The sequence below is a fragment of the Tateyamaria sp. ANG-S1 genome (genome assembly GCF_000814025.1).
Classification (GTDB): Bacteria; Pseudomonadota; Alphaproteobacteria; order Rhodobacterales; family Rhodobacteraceae; genus Tateyamaria.
The window spans coordinates 689,212-705,811 of the sequence record NZ_JWLL01000006.1; the positions used below are offsets into that span (position 1 = coordinate 689,212).

Here is a 16,600-nt window from a genome sequence, read left to right on the forward strand (position 1 = left end):
CTTGGCCTCCCCGCTCACAACTTAAACTTCGCGCCGACCTTGCCCTTTGGTGAGGCGAAGCGGGCCTCAACCTCGGAAACGGCGTCCTTCAGTGCCTTGACCACCTTCCTGACCTCGGCCTCATCCCATTCGTAGAGCGACCGATTAGACAGGTTGCCGATCCGGCCTATCGCATCGAGGGCCTTGTTCGTACGACTCTCAGCTAGATCGCGGAACTTCTCATGTTTCGCACTGGCCCTATTCGACATATTAGCGCTCCCGTCCATCATTTTCTCCACATACTCGGCGGCTCACGATGCACTAGACGTCGAGCCTCGTGCGATCTCTATGTGGGAACGCGACAGTTAATGTCAAAATATTCGTCGAAATATATATCGAATACTGACCGCTGGGCGGGTCGAAAACGGCAAAGTATCTGCTCAAATGAAAAAGGGCGCGTCAAAGCGCGCCCGAGATGGTTTGGTAGTCTTTTGTGTTCTTGGCTCTATGAGTTTTCGCCTAAACCCTTGATTTTCTGCGCATCGGCACGTCACCACCACAGAGCTTGTGCGGTTACCCGCGCAGACCGCAACATCGGCAGCTTCTGCATCAATGTACGTTCCGGCTTGTGGGCGGACTTTGCGACCGGCGGCAGCGGCGGAGATATCATTTCTTTTGTCGCCTACGTCCGGGGAACGCGTCAGATCGAAGCCGCGAAAGAGCTTGCTGGTATCCTGGGGATCGACAATGACTGATGCCCCCTTTTTTCCCCGCGACATGGTCTTCAATGACTCGGACATCACGCCTGAATGCGAGATCATTGAAAGGGTTCCTGCTGATTTTCCCGCGCCTAATTTGGTTCTGGATAGTCGGGACCTTGAAGCGATCTACGGGTATCAGCACGCAGATGGCGTCTGCGCGTGCTACATCGCAAGTTACATGGACGGCAATCGTGGCAAGATCTTCCGGCCGGTAACCCTCTGGCGCAACATGCACGGCGATCCGATGTGGCACTTCAAGGGTCTTGCAAGGGCGGTGGCCCTTGTTCAACTTGGTCGAGCTGTCGCAAAGGCCCGATACGCCAGTACTTCTCTGCGAAGGAGAGAAATGTGTCATTGCGGCCGCGAGAGCATTCCCCGGCTATGTTGCCACGACATGGATGAATGGTGCCCAGGCCATCCGCAAAACAGACTTCGCGCCACTCATCGGTCGCAGGGTGATCGTTCTGCCCGACAATGATACGCCCGGGCGAAAGGCAGCTGAGGCTTTGTAGCAAATTCTGGCAGACGTGGGCGCCCGGGAAATTGTATGCCTCGAGCCAGAAGCCCTCGCCAGTCAGGTGTCTGCGGCATGCTTCCCGGGATGGGACATTGCGGACGCTATTGATGCCGGGTTCACAGTCGGACACTTGGAACAAGCACTCGCCGCCAACGTAGCGACACCCAAAGATGACGAAGAATGCCCGTTGGCGATTTTTCAAGAAATGCTGGACGAGCCCGGTTTGGAGAACCGCGACAACGAAACAGATATCGCGGAGCCCACTGAAGCCAGGGAACACGATTGGCTGGCTGATGCCTTTCTGACCTTCGGCGTGCAGGCGGCTTTGCACGGTGATTTTGAAGCTCGCCCTGACGCTCGGCACTGTGACATGGCCTGAACAGGATCGGACTGTCACAGGGGCCGAGACAATGGTCAGGTTCAGCACAGGCGGCCGCCCCTCGACCCCGATTAAGCCGACCTCAGTCTCCGCACATCCTCTCGATCCAACATACGAGCCCGTCCTTGGGCCCATTCTCAGCGTCAAGATGTATGGACGGCAGGACCGTTTGCTGGCGATGCTTCTGGAAGTGTTGTCGCCCAGGTTGGACCAGCTCGAAGCGCGCGGCATGCTCGCGAAGTGGTTTTTTGTTAGATACGCGGACGGGGACACACATTTTCGCCTGCGCCTTTTTGCCGGCAACGCCGAGGGCTCTCAAGAGGTCCTTCAGCGCGTCGGCACGTTGCTCGACCGCATGATGCGCGACGGTCAGATCGACCGCTGGACAATTGAACCCTACCGCCGGGAATGGGCGCGCTTCGGCGGAAAGGCAGCGATGCCATGCGTCGAAAAACTGTTCAGCTTTGACAGCAAACAGGCCATCACGACGATCAAGGCACTGGCGGCCGAGGGGCGCTATACCGCAGACACCGCACGTCCCGCGGCGGTCGCTCTCACCCTCGGATGGTACCGGGCCGTGGCGATGACCAGGACACAGTCGCAGGATCTGATCAGGCACATGTGTCAACGATTGCGCACCAGCACGGGGGCCGAGCGCGGCGCATATCGGGAAGATGTGTCCGCCGCGATTGCCGCAATTAAGGAAGGCAGTTCATACCCGGCCCCGATGATCCACGCACAGAGTGCACAGCGCCTGACGCAGCTTGGCCAAAGCCCTCATTTTTCGACAACACTCGAAAATGTCACGACGTCCCTCATCAACATGTCGCTCAACCGGCTCATGCCCCACTGGTCGCGCGAGGAAGAGCACCGGATCTATCTTGCCGCGCAAACCTGCCTGCACGCCTATCCGGAGATATGGAACCAGGTTGCGCTTCAGGATGAACAAACGCCACGCGCCCTTGCAGGATGACCCCGCACCCAGCCGCATCACCAACCGGCGCCGCGCCCAGGCGGTGCCGGTAGCTCATCGTGTGGACAGCTGGCAACGCATGCGATGCGCCAATCCGATTGAACCGTGAGGCATAAAAACAGCTTCACCCGCACCGCGCGGCGCCGCATTCTGCGCGCAGGAGACAAGCACATGCAGAAAGATACCACTCCGCAGCCTACCCCACAAAGCCGAACCCTCGTGGCCCCGGGCGCCATTTCCCTGTCCGAAGCGCAGGCTTTCCTCAAACGCTGCTTTGCAGCGGCCTACCCGTCAATGGCGACGGCTGACATCCTAGACAACGTCGAAAGGGTCCAGACCGCCGAGATCCTCGCCGAAGATGTCGATGACCGACGGCTCGTTGCAGCGCGCAGCCAAGAAAACCTTGTCGGCATGGGCGTCGGTGTCCTGCGCCACGGCACGCTCTATGCGTGGGGCTTCTACGTCGACCCCGCCCTGCACCGGACCGGCATAGGGCGCCGTATCATGGCAGCACTTTGCGCGGATCTGGCGGATGACGCGATGGTTGAGGTGCAGGTCTATACCGAAAGCCACGATGCCATCGCTTTTTACACCGCGCTCGGCTTTACGACAGCCGGGCGCATCGAAACAGAACTCTTCCCCGGACACATGTGCACGCTCAGCATCATGGCCGCCAAACGCAGCACCCTGGAGATCTGACATCGCGGCTATAGACGGCGCCCCCCAACCAAACGAACGATATCAGGTCGGGATCTGTTGCTTCAAACGGGTAGAGCGCACAATTGCCACCTTCATGTCAAACTAGTGACCCTAACCCGATGCGTCCGGCGCGTTAAACCGGCTCTCCGCAATCAGCGCCTTGTACGCCGCCCTCAGCCGCAAAAACACCGGCCCGGCCACGCCACCGCCGATCACCCGCCCGTCAATCTCGAACACCGGGGTCTGCGCCCCGAAGGTGCCGGTCAGAAACGCCTCATCCGCGCTGTAGGTATCGACCAGCGAATAGTTCCGCTCGAACACCGGGATGCCCTCCGCCCGGCACAGATCAATCACCTTCTGCCGGGTGATCCCGTTCATGCAATAGTCCCCGGTCGAGGTCCAAACCGCCCCTTTCTTCACGATGAAGAAGTTGCAGGCGTTGGTCGTGTTCACAAAGCCAAAGGGGTCGAGCATCAGAGCCTCATCCGCCCCCGCCCGGACGGCATGGTTCAGGGCGATGATGCAGTTCAGCTTGGAATGCGAGTTCAGCTTCGCATCCTGCGTCAGCGGCAGACCCCGATGATGCGGCACCGTATGCAGCCGGATGCCACGCGCCACCACGCTCTCATCCGGTTTCGAATGCTCGGCGATGATGACGATGGTTGACCCCCACAGGCTCAGATGCGGATGCTGGAACGGCTTGGCCTTGCGGCCCCGCGTCACCATCAGGCGTACATGAACATCCGTGTGCATCTCATTGGCTTGCAACGTTTTCCACACCGCACCTTTCAGCGCATCCCGGTCCAGCCCAATGTCAATCTCGGTATAGGCCGCCGCCTCGAACAACCGATCCAGATGGTCGTCGAAAAACGGGATATGCCCGTCACAGAGGCGCAAACCTTCCCAGATCCCATCGCCCAACATGAACCCACTGTCATAAACGGACACAACCGCCTGATCACGCGGCACAATCTGGCCATCGACATAGATCAGAATGTGATCGTTGCGCTCATCAGCGGCGGCGTCATGGGTCGAGATGGGGGTGTCTGTCATAGGCACCGTCATGCCACCCCGCCACTGCACCGCGCAAGGCGCTTTGCACTCGGATGCGCCCTGCCCTACACCTGTGCCAAACACAGGGGAGCGGACGGACATGATCACACGGGACGGCACACTCGACGACGTGGAGCAGATGAGCGCGTTCCTGCAGGAGCTGACCGCCTTGGGCAAACGCACCAGCCGGGACGATCCGGACCACGTGCGCAACTATTACATCCTCGGCGAAAACAGGATTCGCCTGACCGTGGCGGAAGAGGACGGCACCATCCTCGGCTTCCAGGCCCTGAGCCTCGCAACACCCGGCAACCCGTGGGGGGTGGAGCCCGGCTGGGGCGTCATCGGCACCCATATCGCCCCCTCGGCCGCGCGGCGCGGTGTCGGACGCACACTTTTTCCCATCACACGACAGGCCGCGCGCGAGGCCGGTCTGTCCTCCATCGACGCCTCCATCGGTGCCACCAACGCCGAGGGCCAGGCCTATTACGAAGCCATGGGCTTCCGCACCTACCGCGAACCCGACGGGCTGGTCTGCAAACGCTACGACCTCTAGGCACGGACCCGTTTGCATGGGGCAAACACCTGCGCCATGGTGCGGCGATGACGACGACCTACACGATCCATTCCGACCGCCTAACGGCCACCTTCGACCCCGATGGCGCACGCATGCGCAGCCTGCACCTTGATGGCGGACCAAACCTGATCCTCGACGCGGATGAAGGCATCACCTCGGCACTGCGCGACACATACGGGGGCACCATCGTAGGGCCTTTGGCAAACCGGGTGCGCGGCGGCAAGGTGCCTTTGGGCGCCGTCGTTCACCAAATGCCCTGCAACGAAAACGGAACCACGGCGCTGCACAGCGGGCCAGATGGCCTCGACCGGATGCAATGGACGGCGAGCGCACAGGACAATGCTACACTGACGTTCACCTGCCACCTGCCCGATGGCCATGGCGGCCTGCCCGGCAACCGGGACGTGTCGGTCACGTTCACACTCACATCGAACACCCTGACGCTACGCATCGCAATGACCACGGACGCGCCCACACCCGCCTCCATCGCGCATCACCCTTACTGGCGGGTCACGGGCGGCCACAGCCTGCGCATCCACGCCGACCACTACCTGCCTACAGATGACGCAAACCTGCCCACGGGCCGCATCGCCCCGGTCGCGGGCACGCCTTTCGACCACCGCACCCCAAGGCCCATTGATCCCGGCACGGATCACAATTTTTGCGTGGCAGACATGACGTCACCGACCCCGCGTCCAATGGCGATCTTGCACACAAAGACCCACACGCTGCAGATCGACAGCACGGAATCGGGGCTACAGGCCTATTCCGGCGCGTTCCTGCCCGAGATCCCGCAGGCGAACATCGCCCCCCTCGCAGGCATCGCGCTGGAACCGCAGGGCTGGCCCGACGCCGTCAACCACACACATTTCCCGGATGTCATCGTAACGCCGGATCACCCTTACGTGCAGACCACGACATATAGGCTGACACCGCTGCTTAAGCGCGCCACATAATAGCCACATTTCAGCCATGACCTCGGCACAGACCCGTGCTGGGGTGAAGTGGTCGCATCCTGTTCGCGGCCAGCGACAAAACGTAAGAGGTAACGAAATGTCGAGCAAACCACGCCCCGAGGCGGCACAACAACCGCCGCAACCGCAACCCAAGAAAGAGTCCAAACCGGCCCCGGTGATCACGGACTACGCCAGCATCTAACGCGGCGTGACACCGCGGAGACGGCTGGATATGGTCGCGGCATGAGCGAGCCTGTATCCTCCATCCGCAACCTTGGTCCGGCCATGGACGCCGCCTGTGCCAAGGCAGGTATTCACGATGCCGAAACCCTCCGCACGCTAGGCGCCGACGAAGCCTATGCCCGGCTCCTGCGCAGCGGCATACGCCCTCATTTCATCGGCTACTACGTGCTCGTCATGGGGCTGCAGGGCCGCCCCTGGAACGACTGCAAGGGCGACGAGAAAAAGGCGCTGCGCAAACGCTTCGACGCGATCAAGGCGCAAGCCTTCGACAAGGACCTCAGCGCCTTTGAACGCGCGCTGGACGAGATCGGCGTGATCGCCAAACCCTGACACTTTGGGAACTTCCATCGCCGTCCCTAGGTCAGTTGTGCAAACGCAGCACAGCCGAAAGGACGGCACAACGGACCTGATCCGCATCATCCTCTGTATCGTTCTGCCCCCGCTGGCCGTGTTCCTGTAAGTCGGCATTGGCAAGCATTTCTGGATCAACATCCTGATGGCCCTTTTGGGCTACATCCCCGGCATCGTGCCCGCCGTCTGCATCATCGCCCGCACGCCAGAACATACCTGATCGAGCGGCACAACTTGACCATCTCGACCGCATCGCCCGGACCATGGACCGGGCGGTGCGCTTGCCCATAGTCGAGGTGCACGTGAGCCTCCACAGCATTCTCGGCCTGATCTCCGGCGCGTGCTACGTCCTGACCCTCAGGTCTGCGGGTTACATCGAACTGAGGGCGCACCGCATGCGTACACACGGTGCATTGAAAGCGCGCATGCTGGGACACGTCGGCATAGATGCCGTAATCGGATTCATCTCGCTGGTAGACGATCTCTCTGATATCGGTTGGAGAGCCAACACCCGCAACGCAGCCTTGTTGCAAAGGCATTTTGAACGACATCCAGAGCCAGCATCGCACGGTACGGTCACGTTCTATTAACCATCAATGGCCAAGCTCTGCCGGATACTACATCCGGTGGCTTTCCGGCAAAAGGGCACAACGCCGGTGTACAGGGGGTGCACAAGGGGTGTACGGGTGGTGCATAGGCGTCATCGACCCCAGAAGCGATAAAAATAAATTATTTTCAGATAGTTACCGAATGTACTTGAACTTCAAACACATCTAAAACAACATCCGTTGCGCGCACGCCCCATTAACCACTCATCAATCAACAAAAAACCGGCGCACCCGAAGGGCACGCCGGTGTATCACATCTGCACGGAAGGTGCGGCAGGCTTAGCCCACCAACTCCAGACCCGAGAAGAAGTAGGCGATCTCGACCGCAGCCGTCTCCGGCGCGTCCGACCCGTGAACCGAGTTCTCACCCACGCTCTCCGCAAACTCCGCCCGGATCGTCCCCGGCTCAGCGTCGGCGGGGTTGGTCGCACCCATCACTTCGCGGTTCTTGGCAATGGCGCCCTCACCTTCCAGAACCTGCGCCACGATCGGGGCCGACGCCATGAATTCGCACAGCTCGTCATAGAACGGGCGCTCCGCATGCACGGCATAGAATACACCCGCCTGCGCCTTGGTCAGATGGATGCGCTTTTGCGCCACGATGCGCAGGCCCGCCTCTTCGAACTTGGCGTTGATCGCACCTGTCAGGTTGCGGCGGGTGGCATCGGGTTTGATGATGGAAAAGGTGCGTTCGAGCGCCATTGGGTCTCTCCTGTCAGCGGCATCCGGGACCGTCCCGGTGCAAAATTCTGCGCCCCCGTATCACGGGGTTTTGGGCTTGGAAACCCCTGTCTCGCTTGTCTCCCAGGCCGCGGCGGCCAGTGCTGCAATCAGCGCCAGACCAAGGGTGATAAGCATCAAAAGCAGGAGCCCATCCGCCGTCGCCCGCCCGCTTAACACAGCCGTCGTCACCCAACTCAGCCCCGCGCCGACAGCCAGCACAATCGCACCGCCGAACCCCGACGCACTGCCCGCCAGATCGGGCCGCACCGACAGCGCTCCCGCATTGGCATTGGCCAGCGATAGGCCATTGCCGATCCCCACTGTCACCGTGCTCAAAAACAGCGGCCAGACCAGCGCCCCACCGCTAGCGTAGTAGGCAAAGGCCAAACCCAGCCCCGCAATCGGCACCACTCGGCCCAGCAGGATCAACCGCATCGGCCCCACCCGCTGCACCAGCCGCGCCGACACACCGGCCCCCAGGATGAACCCCGCCGTCGTGGACCCCAACCCGATCCCGATCTGCGCCGGGTTCAGCCCAAACACATCTGCCGCCACAAAGGGCGCGCCGGTCAGAAACATGAAAAACGTCCCAACCCCAAGGGCTTGCACCCCGACATACGCCCAGAAGAGCCGCGCGCGCAGCAGCGCCCCAAACTCCATCCGACGTCCCGGCCCGGGTGCATGCGTCTCGCTCAGGTCCCGCCAGCACCATACCAACAGTCCCAGCGCCAGCGCCCCATAGGTCACAAAAACCGACCGCCAGCCAAAGGCAGTGTCGAGCACTCCACCCACCATAGGCGCCAGCATCGGCGCAATCGCCATGGCCGAGGCAATCAGTGACAGCTTCGCCGCCGCCACGCGCCCGTCATACATATCCCGCACCACGGCAGAGGCGAGCACGCTGCCCCCCACAGCCACGGCCTGCCCTGTCCGCGCGATCAGAAACAGCGTGATGTTGTCCGCCATCGAACACAGCACCGACGCCACCGCGTAGACGACAAGCAGCCCGAGGATCACAGGCCGCCGCCCGACCCGATCCGACAGCGGCCCGATCAGCACCTGCAATACGGCAGCCGTCAGCATGTAGAGGGAAATGGACCGCCCCATGACCGCCTCCGACACCCCGAACGCTTCGCGCATCGCAGGCAGCGCAGGTAGAAACATATTCAGCGTCAGCACACTCAGCGCCGTCAGCAAAACGAGGGTCACAAGGTGGGGCGGCGTCCGGGTCATCCGCCGGGGCTAGCACGCCCCGCAACCCTCTGCTAGAGCGCGCCTATGCTGCGCATATCCGACATCACCTACGCCATCGCGGGCCGCCCCCTGTTCGAGGGGGCCAGCGCCGTGATCCCCGAGGGCCACAAGGTCGGCCTCGTGGGCCGCAATGGCACCGGCAAGACCACGCTTTTCCGTCTGATCCGCGGGGAATTGGCGCTGGAATCAGGCGACATCTCCCTGCCCTCTGGCGCGCGGATCGGCGGCGTGGCGCAAGAGGTCCCAGCCTCCGACACCTCCCTGCTCGACACGGTGCTGGCCGCGGACACGGAGCGCGCAGCGCTGCTGGCAGAAGAGACCGAAGACGCCACCCGCATCGCCGAAATCCAGACCCGCCTTGCCGACATCGACGCCTGGTCGGCAGAGGCGCGCGCCGCCACCATACTCAAGGGACTCGGCTTCGACGACGAAGACCAGCTCAAACCCTGCGCTGACTTCTCCGGTGGCTGGCGCATGCGCGTGGCCCTCGCCGCCGTCCTCTTTGCCCAGCCTGACCTCCTGCTGCTCGATGAGCCCACCAACTATCTCGACCTCGAAGGGGCGCTGTGGCTGGAAAGCTACCTTGCCAAATATCCCCACACAGTCGTCATCATCAGCCACGACCGCGGCCTTCTGAACCGCGCCGTGGGCAGCATCCTGCACCTCGAAGACCGCAAGCTGACCTACTACCAGGGCCCCTACGACCAATTCGCCCGCCAACGGGCCGAAAAGCTGGCGCTCGCCGCCGCCCAAGCCAAGAAACAGGAAGCGCGCCGCGCCCATCTGCAATCCTATGTGGACCGCTTCCGCTACAAGGCCGACAAGGCGCGGCAGGCTCAATCCCGGCTCAAGGCGCTGGCCAAGATGCAGCCGATCACCACCCCGCAAGAGGCTGGGCTGAAACGCTTTGACTTCCCCAACCCTGAAGAGCTCTCGCCCCCCATCATCCACCTCGACGGGTCCAGCACCGGCTACGGCGACACAACGGTGTTAAACAAACTGAACCTGCGCATCGACCAAGACGACCGTATCGCCCTGCTGGGTAAGAACGGTCAGGGCAAGTCGACCCTGTCCAAACTGCTCAGCGACCGGCTGCCCTCGATGTCGGGCAAGATGACCAAATCGTCCAAGCTGCGGATCGGCTACTTCGCCCAGCACCAGGTGGACGAGCTGCATATCGACGAAACCCCACTTGATCACTTGCGCCGCGAACGACCCGGAGAAAGCCCAGCCAAATGGCGCGCGCGGCTTTCGGGTTTCGGGCTCATGGCGGAACAAGCGGACACGGTCGTAGGCCAGCTATCCGGCGGCCAAAAGGCACGCCTGTCGCTCCTGCTCGCTACGCTTGACGCCCCGCACATGCTCATCCTCGACGAGCCGACCAACCACCTCGACATCGAAAGTCGCGAGGCGCTGGTCGAAGCGCTCACCAACTACACCGGCGCGGTGATCCTCGTCAGCCACGACATGCACCTTCTGGAACTTGTGGCCGATCGCCTATGGCTGGTGTCGAACGGCACCGTCAAACCGTTTGACGACGATCTAGAAACCTACCGCAAGCTCCTGCTCAGCGACGGCAAACCGGCCAAGACCCAAAAAGCCGACGCCCCAAAACCCAAGAAACCCAGCCGCGACGCGATCCTCGCCCTCCGCTCCGAAGTCCGCAAATCCGAAGCACGCGTCGAAAAGCTGAACCAGATGCGAGACAAGCTGGCAGACAAACTGGCCGATCCAAACCTGTACGAAGACGAAAACATCTCGGAAATGGAAGTCTGGCAAAAGAAGTATGCCGAGGTCATGGACGCCCTGGACCGCGCTGAAAGCATCTGGATGCAGGACCTTGAAAAACTCGAAACCGCCGAACGCGCCTGATCTTTCTTCTGGCCCAAAATACCTCGGGGGTTTGGGGGCAGAGCCCCCATTCAAGAATAAATCGAACGCGCCAAAGGCGCACATTTTGACACCACCATGATCGACACCGCCTTTCTCATCACCGCCTTCGTGACCATGTTCGTGGTGATCGACCCCATCGGGCTGGCCCCCTTATTCGTCGCCCTCACCCAAGGCGTCCCCGAACGCCAACGGCGCGCCATCGCCCTGCGCGCCTGCGCCATCGGCATGATCATCCTGATCGTCTTTGCCCTCTTCGGAGAGGCCGTGCTGGGCTTTATCGGCATCTCCATGCCCGCCTTCCGGGTCGCGGGCGGTGTCCTTCTGTTTCTGACCGCCCTCGACATGCTGTTCGAACGGCGCACCAAGCGGCGCGAAGATCAATCCGAAGATACCGACCACGACGATCCGTCGGTCTTCCCCCTTGCCATCCCCCTGATTGCCGGACCAGGTGCCATCGCGTCCGTTATCCTGCTCACCGGCCAGAAACCAGGGGTGGAGGGGCTGGCCCTTGTCCTCGCCATCACCGCCCTTGTTCTGGGCGTCTGCCTTGTCCTGTTCCTCGCCTCCGGCCTGATTGAACGCGCCCTTGGCAAGACCGGCATCACAGTCGTCACCCGCCTTCTGGGTATGCTGCTAGCCGCCCTGTCGGTCCAGTTCGTGCTGGACGGTCTGCGCAATTTCGGGTTGATGTCGGGCTGAAACCCATACGCACCTGACCTATATGAGCGGTATGAGCGGCGACAGCATTGCACAACTGATCTATCTTGGCACCTTCGCGCTAGTGCTAGGGGGCGGCTTCCTGCTGTCCACCAAGCTGAAACTCAGCCAGACCCTGCAGATGGCGGCGATCTGGGCGCTGATCTTCATCGGAGCCATCGGCGTGGTGGGCCTGTGGGACGACATCCAGGACGACCTGCTGGCCAACCAGACCCGGTTTGACGACAGCGGCACCATCATCATCCCGCGCAACTTTGACGGGCACTACTACCTAACGCTCGACATCAATGGTCAGGCCACGGATTTCATCGTGGATACGGGTGCGACAGACATCGTGCTGAACCGCGCCGATGCCGAGGCTGTCGGACTGGATCCGGCCAACCTGAACTTTCTGGGCCGCGCGGCAACAGCAAATGGTGAAGTGCGCACAGCCCCGGTTCGACTGGAAAGCGTGGCAATTGGTCCGCATGAAGACACCAACGTGCCTGCGGTCGTGAACGACGGCGAGCTGGGTCAATCCCTGTTGGGCATGGGCTATCTGCAGCGCTGGGGCCGGATCGAAATCGCGGGCGGAGAAATGACGCTGAGCCGCTAGGTCTCGGCCTTTTTCTCCCAGCGCCCGCTTTCCTCGGACCAATACTGCGCCGATGCGCCCGCGTCCTTCAGCGCCTTCCATTGCGCACGGGCGACGTTCAGCGCTTCAGGGTCGTTACCGTCAAACAGCACACACACCCGGTCGAGTGCTGCAACTTCCTCTGCCGTGACCTCTGCCCCGTCGATGGTCATGACGCAGGTCGCATTGTTGGCAGCCGGGCCGGTTGTCAGCAACACAGGCTGATCCGCATCATGCGGACCGCCCGCAAGCCCATGGGGCAAGAACCCCTCATCCGCGCCCAGCCACAGCTTTTCATCGAGCCAACCCAGGCGCCCCGCATCCGGCCCGCGCACCGCCACGCGCCAACCGGCTTGCAGGGCCTTGCCCAGCAGCATGGTCAGCGTGTCCTCAAGCGGGCGGCGCGTCAGGTGATAGAAATAGGCAGCGCCCATATCACTCCGTCTCGTACCCATCGGCCACAAGGCGGTTCAGCGCCATCACGCCCCAACCCGTGGCGCCCGCGGGTGCCAGCGCCGTGGCCGACTTGACCGAGGCCACACCCGCGATGTCGAGGTGAATCCAGGGCGTGTCCTCTTTCACGAAGCGCTGCAGAAACTGCGCCGCCGTGATCGAGCCGGCTGGCCGTCCGCCAACATTCTTCATGTCTGCAATCCGGGACTTGAGCTGCTCGTCATAGGCCTTGCCCAGCGGCATCCGCCACGCGCCCTCATTTTCCGTGTCCGCCGCCTTCAGGAAGGCATTGCAGAAGTCGTCATTGTTGGAAAACACGCCCGCCTTTTCGTGACCCAGCCCGATGATGATGGCACCCGTCAGCGTCGCCAGATCTACCATACCTGCGGGTTCAAACCGGTCCTGCGCGTACCACATCACGTCACACAGAACGAGCCGCCCCTCAGCATCGGTGTTGATGATCTCGACCGTATCGCCCTTCATCGACGTCACCACGTCACCGGGCCGGGTCGCATTGCCCGAGGGCATATTCTCAACAAGGCCAACCAGACCCACGATATTCGCCTTGGCCTTGCGCTTTGCCAGCGCCCGCATGGTGCCCGCAACAACACCCGCACCGCCCATGTCCATGGTCATGTCTTCCATGCCCGCGGCTGGTTTTAGGCTGATGCCGCCGGTGTCAAACACGACACCCTTGCCCACCAAAGCCAGAGGTGCCGCACCCGTCTCGCCCCCGTTCCACTGCATGACCACAACCTTTGAAGGACTGTCAGATCCCTGCCCCACGGACAGCAGCGTGCGCATGCCCAGCTTTTCCAGCTCTGCCTCTTCAAGCACTTCGACATCGAGGCCAAGGTTCTTCATCTCGACGAGGCGGTTGGCAAACTCGGTTGTCGTCAGCACGTTTGCGGGTTCATTGGTCAGGTCGCGGGTCATGAACGCACCGTCGGCAATCGCCATCAGCGGGGCCGCAGCCGCTTCGGCCTCATCGGGTTTCGAGCACATGACAGTCACGCCTGTGTCGCTGTCCTTGGCATCGGTCTTGTGAGCGGAAAAGTCGTAGTCCCGCATGACGAGGCCAAAGGCTACCTCAGCCACACGGCGGGCGCCATCTGCTGCAAGAAGCACCGCCTTGCCGCCCCGCAGTTTGCCGAGGGCCGACCCCGCCTTGCGCGCATCCTCCACCGCGTGATTGCGCGCCAAGCACACAACATCAAGCGCCTCAGCCGCCATGCCCACGGGCCACGCGAAGCTCGTCACCTGTCCCGGCTTTACCTTTGCAAAGCCCTCGCTGTCGACAAAGCGCTGGACAGCCCCCTTGGTCAGCCGGTTGGCGCGCCGCGCACTCTGCTCCAGCTTGCCGTCCGGCGTGACGATGACGGCGACGCGGCCCTCGTGTCCCGCAATGGCATCAAGGTCGGTTGCAGTGAAGGTGACAGGGGTCAGGTCGGTCATTGGGTGCTCCGGCTATGTCTTTGGACAAGACGTAACGCGCCACCGTGCCACTGACCAGCACCCCGGGTGCGATTTGGCATCAGTTTTGGAGTTTTCCCCGCGCGTCGGTTGGGGTAGGTTCTCCACGAATGCTGCCGCGTTCAAAAAGACGAACACACCACAACCGGGGGGCACTTGGTCCGATTTGACCGCTATATGTTGTCACAGCTCATGTGGCTCTTTGGCTTTTTCGCCCTCGTGCTGGTGTCCGTTTTCTGGATCAACCGCGCCGTGCAATTGTTCGACCGATTGATCGGCGACGGGCAAACTGCACTTGTCTTTCTTGAATTCTCCGCTCTGGGCCTGCCGCGCCTGATCACAACGGTGCTGCCCATCGCGACCTTCGCCGCCGCAGTCTATGTGACCAACCGGCTGAACAATGAAAGCGAGCTGACGGTGATGATGTCGACGGGCACATCGCCGTGGCGTCTGGCGCGGCCCGTTGCCGCGTTCGGCCTGATCTCGGCGCTGATGATGTCGGTTCTCAGCCACATCCTCGTCCCTGCGGCCAGCGAACAACTGACCCAGCGCGAGGCAGAGATTTCGCGCAACATCACCTCGCGCCTGCTGACCGAGGGCACATTTCTCAGCCCGACACCGGGCGTGACTTTCTATACCCGCGCCATCGACGAAGATGGCGTTTTACAGGATGTGTTCCTTGCCGACAGGCGCACGCCGAACGAGCGGGTGATCTACACCGCGGCCGAAGCCTACTTGGTGCGGGGCGCTGAGGGTACCGCATTGATCATGGTGGATGGTCTGGCCCAACGGCTTGCGACAGATGACAACCGGCTGTCGACGGCCAAGTTCCAGGATTTCTCGTTCGACATCTCGCCACTGATGAGCGGCGAAGATCATATCGCGCCGTCCCTGCCGTTCTTGTGGACACACGAGCTGTTGCAAGGCTGGACTGAAACGGCGCAGGCGCTTGGCACCACGCCCGGAGCCATAGCCGAAGAGGTTCACAGCCGGTTTGCACGCGCGGCCTTCTGCCTTGTCACCGCGCTGATCGGTTTCGCGATATTGCTGGTCGGCGGCTATTCGCGGTTCGGTGCATGGCGTGAGGTGGTGATCGCATTTCTGCTGTTGATCGCCCTTGACGGGATGCGCAGCCCGCTGTCCACGCCCGTCCTGGAGGACGCGCGCATGTGGCCGATCCTCTACACACCTTCGATGCTTGGCCTGGGGCTGACCGCCACGCTGTTGTGGGTCGCTTCGGGCGGCGGCGCGCGACTGCGCCGCTTGCGGGTGCGCGCGACATGATCCTACATCTCTACTTCGCGCGCCGGTTCGCACTTGCCCTGCTCGGAATTGCCGCGGTTCTGACGGCTTTGGTGGCGCTTGTCGATCTAATTGATCAAACCAGACGGTTCGCGCAGTTCGACGTCGGCTTCGGCAAGCGGATCGGGCTGACACTGCTGAATGTGCCGGAAACGCTGAACCAGATCCTCCCGCTCATCATGATCCTTGGCACGGTTGCACTGTTCATATCTCTGGCCCGGTCGTCGGAACTTGTGGTGACGCGGGCCGCGGGCCGGTCAGCGTTGCGGGCCTTGATCGGTCCCGTTGCCGTGTCGCTTATCATCGGCATCCTCGCCACAACCACGCTGGGGCCCATGGTTGCCGCCACGTCGAAGCGCTATGCCGCGCTGGCGGAAACCTACCGTTCAGGCGGCGTGTCAGCCCTGTCGATCTCCGAAGAAGGCCTGTGGCTGCGGCAAGGCGGCGAAAACGGCCAGACCGTGATCCGCGCTGCGCGATCAAACGCCGATGCATCCGTGCTGTATGGCGTGACCTTTGTCGCCTACGCACCCAATGGCGGGCCCATCCAACGCATCGAAGCCGCAAGTGCCGCCCTGCGCGATGGCGCATGGTCGCTGCGCAAGGCCAAGGCATGGCCCCTGATCGTGGGCATCAACCCCGAGGCCAACGCGGTCGAACACGAATTGCTCGAAGTGCCCTCGACCCTCACGCTCGACAGCATACGAGAGCGTCTGGGCACACCGGCCGGCGTTTCGATCTGGGACATGCCCGAGTTTATCGAACAGCTTGAGCAGGCCGGCTTCTCCGCGCGCAAACATGTCGTCTGGATGCAGTCCGAACTCGCCCGTCCGATCTTTTTGATGGGCATGGTTCTGGTTGCCGCAGCCTTCACGATGCGCCATACCCGGTTCGGGGGAACCGGCACGGCAGTGCTGGCTGCGGTGTTGCTGGGGTTTGGCTTGTACTTCATCCGAAGCTTTGCACAGATACTGGGCGAAAATGGCCAGATACCCGTGCTGCTTGCAGCGTGGGCGCCGCCGATTGCGTCTATCCTTCTGGCGCTCGGGCTGCTTCTCAGGGCTGAGGATGGCTAG

General features: G+C 61.9%; 19 protein-coding genes and 1 pseudogene. 14 read left to right on the forward strand and 6 right to left on the reverse strand.

Translation table 11 applies throughout. From position 1 onward, the window contains the following. Window positions 1-14: 14 nt before the first annotated feature. The gene (locus RA29_RS14740; protein WP_039687847.1) at window positions 15-248 is read right to left on the reverse strand and encodes a hypothetical protein; all 234 of its coding nucleotides are present in this window, start codon (window positions 246-248) and stop codon (window positions 15-17) included. A gap of 99 nt (window positions 249-347) precedes the next feature. Here RA29_RS14740 and RA29_RS22885 point away from each other — a divergent pair, with 99 nt between their 5' ends. From RA29_RS22885 to RA29_RS14760, 5 genes are all read left to right on the forward strand, one after another. Next, complete coding sequence (locus RA29_RS22885; protein WP_152613019.1) at window positions 348-734, forward strand: hypothetical protein; 387 nt, start codon at window positions 348-350, stop codon at window positions 732-734. Beyond that, window positions 727-1,218: a hypothetical protein gene (locus tag RA29_RS22890; RefSeq protein ID WP_152613020.1), complete on the forward strand. Its 492-nt coding sequence runs from the start codon at window positions 727-729 to the stop codon at window positions 1,216-1,218. Before RA29_RS22885 ends, RA29_RS22890 begins: the two co-directional genes overlap by 8 nt. A 169-nt stretch (window positions 1,219-1,387) precedes the next feature. Next, window positions 1,388-1,636 (forward strand): hypothetical protein, encoded by a 249-nt coding sequence (locus RA29_RS14750; protein ID WP_152613021.1) that lies wholly within the window; start codon window positions 1,388-1,390, stop codon window positions 1,634-1,636. Window positions 1,637-1,784: 148 nt separating this feature from the next. Continuing rightward, a complete protein-coding gene (locus tag RA29_RS14755; RefSeq protein ID WP_039687155.1) occupies window positions 1,785-2,609 on the forward strand; it encodes a thiopeptide-type bacteriocin biosynthesis protein in 825 nt (274 codons plus the stop codon). A 171-nt stretch (window positions 2,610-2,780) separates the two neighbouring features. After that, the gene (locus RA29_RS14760) at window positions 2,781-3,308 is read left to right on the forward strand and encodes a GNAT family N-acetyltransferase (protein ID WP_082029545.1); all 528 of its coding nucleotides are present in this window, start codon (window positions 2,781-2,783) and stop codon (window positions 3,306-3,308) included. Between the two features lie 111 nt (window positions 3,309-3,419). Here the strand turns inward: RA29_RS14760 and RA29_RS14765 are convergent, their stop codons facing one another. After that, entirely contained in the window at window positions 3,420-4,361 is a 942-nt protein-coding gene (locus RA29_RS14765; RefSeq protein ID WP_039687159.1) for an aminotransferase class IV, read from the reverse strand. A 100-nt stretch (window positions 4,362-4,461) separates the two neighbouring features. On the opposite strand from RA29_RS14765, the gene RA29_RS14770 reads away from it, so the two are divergent. The 4 genes and pseudogenes from RA29_RS14770 (at window position 4,462) to RA29_RS22465 (ending at window position 6,708) form a co-directional block, all read left to right on the forward strand. Continuing rightward, complete coding sequence (locus tag RA29_RS14770; protein ID WP_039687161.1) at window positions 4,462-4,917, forward strand: GNAT family N-acetyltransferase; 456 nt, start codon at window positions 4,462-4,464, stop codon at window positions 4,915-4,917. A 47-nt stretch (window positions 4,918-4,964) separates the two neighbouring features. Beyond that, the gene (locus tag RA29_RS14775; RefSeq protein ID WP_039687163.1) at window positions 4,965-5,894 is read left to right on the forward strand and encodes an aldose epimerase family protein; all 930 of its coding nucleotides are present in this window, start codon (window positions 4,965-4,967) and stop codon (window positions 5,892-5,894) included. 243 nt (window positions 5,895-6,137) lie between these two features. After that, window positions 6,138-6,467 (forward strand): TfoX/Sxy family protein, encoded by a 330-nt coding sequence (locus tag RA29_RS14780; protein WP_039687165.1) that lies wholly within the window; start codon window positions 6,138-6,140, stop codon window positions 6,465-6,467. Between the two features lie 37 nt (window positions 6,468-6,504). Then, a pseudogene (locus tag RA29_RS22465) lies at window positions 6,505-6,708 on the forward strand (YqaE/Pmp3 family membrane protein). Window positions 6,709-7,375: 667 nt separating this feature from the next. Here RA29_RS22465 and ndk read toward each other — a convergent pair. Both ndk and RA29_RS14800 read right to left on the reverse strand, forming a co-directional pair. Next, window positions 7,376-7,798: a nucleoside-diphosphate kinase gene (gene ndk, locus RA29_RS14795; RefSeq protein WP_039687171.1), complete on the reverse strand. Its 423-nt coding sequence runs from the start codon at window positions 7,796-7,798 to the stop codon at window positions 7,376-7,378. Between the two features lie 60 nt (window positions 7,799-7,858). Continuing rightward, window positions 7,859-9,052, reverse strand: a complete 1,194-nt coding sequence (locus RA29_RS14800; protein WP_039687173.1) for a multidrug effflux MFS transporter — start codon at window positions 9,050-9,052, stop codon at window positions 7,859-7,861. Between the two features lie 45 nt (window positions 9,053-9,097). Between RA29_RS14800 and RA29_RS14805 the strand changes: the two genes are divergently transcribed. From RA29_RS14805 to RA29_RS14815, 3 genes are all read left to right on the forward strand, one after another. Beyond that, window positions 9,098-10,945 (forward strand): ABC-F family ATP-binding cassette domain-containing protein, encoded by a 1,848-nt coding sequence (locus tag RA29_RS14805; protein ID WP_039687175.1) that lies wholly within the window; start codon window positions 9,098-9,100, stop codon window positions 10,943-10,945. A gap of 96 nt (window positions 10,946-11,041) precedes the next feature. Beyond that, window positions 11,042-11,665, forward strand: a complete 624-nt coding sequence (locus tag RA29_RS14810) for a MarC family protein (RefSeq protein ID WP_039687177.1) — start codon at window positions 11,042-11,044, stop codon at window positions 11,663-11,665. Between the two features lie 22 nt (window positions 11,666-11,687). Beyond that, entirely contained in the window at window positions 11,688-12,278 is a 591-nt protein-coding gene (locus RA29_RS14815; protein WP_342666420.1) for a TIGR02281 family clan AA aspartic protease, read from the forward strand. On the opposite strand, the gene RA29_RS14820 is transcribed toward RA29_RS14815, so the two are convergent. Beyond that, a complete protein-coding gene (locus RA29_RS14820; protein ID WP_039687179.1) occupies window positions 12,275-12,730 on the reverse strand; it encodes a DNA polymerase III subunit chi in 456 nt (151 codons plus the stop codon). The two genes, RA29_RS14815 and RA29_RS14820, sit on opposite strands and share 4 nt — an antisense overlap. Before the next feature lies 1 nt (window position 12,731). After that, window positions 12,732-14,204 (reverse strand): leucyl aminopeptidase, encoded by a 1,473-nt coding sequence (locus RA29_RS14825; protein ID WP_039687181.1) that lies wholly within the window; start codon window positions 14,202-14,204, stop codon window positions 12,732-12,734. 195 nt (window positions 14,205-14,399) lie between these two features. Between RA29_RS14825 and lptF the strand changes: the two genes are divergently transcribed. Together lptF and lptG are read left to right on the forward strand one after the other, a co-directional pair. Beyond that, entirely contained in the window at window positions 14,400-15,506 is a 1,107-nt protein-coding gene (gene lptF, locus RA29_RS14830) for an LPS export ABC transporter permease LptF (protein WP_342666421.1), read from the forward strand. Beyond that, entirely contained in the window at window positions 15,503-16,600 is a 1,098-nt protein-coding gene (lptG, locus tag RA29_RS14835; RefSeq protein WP_039687850.1) for an LPS export ABC transporter permease LptG, read from the forward strand. Before lptF ends, lptG begins: the two co-directional genes overlap by 4 nt.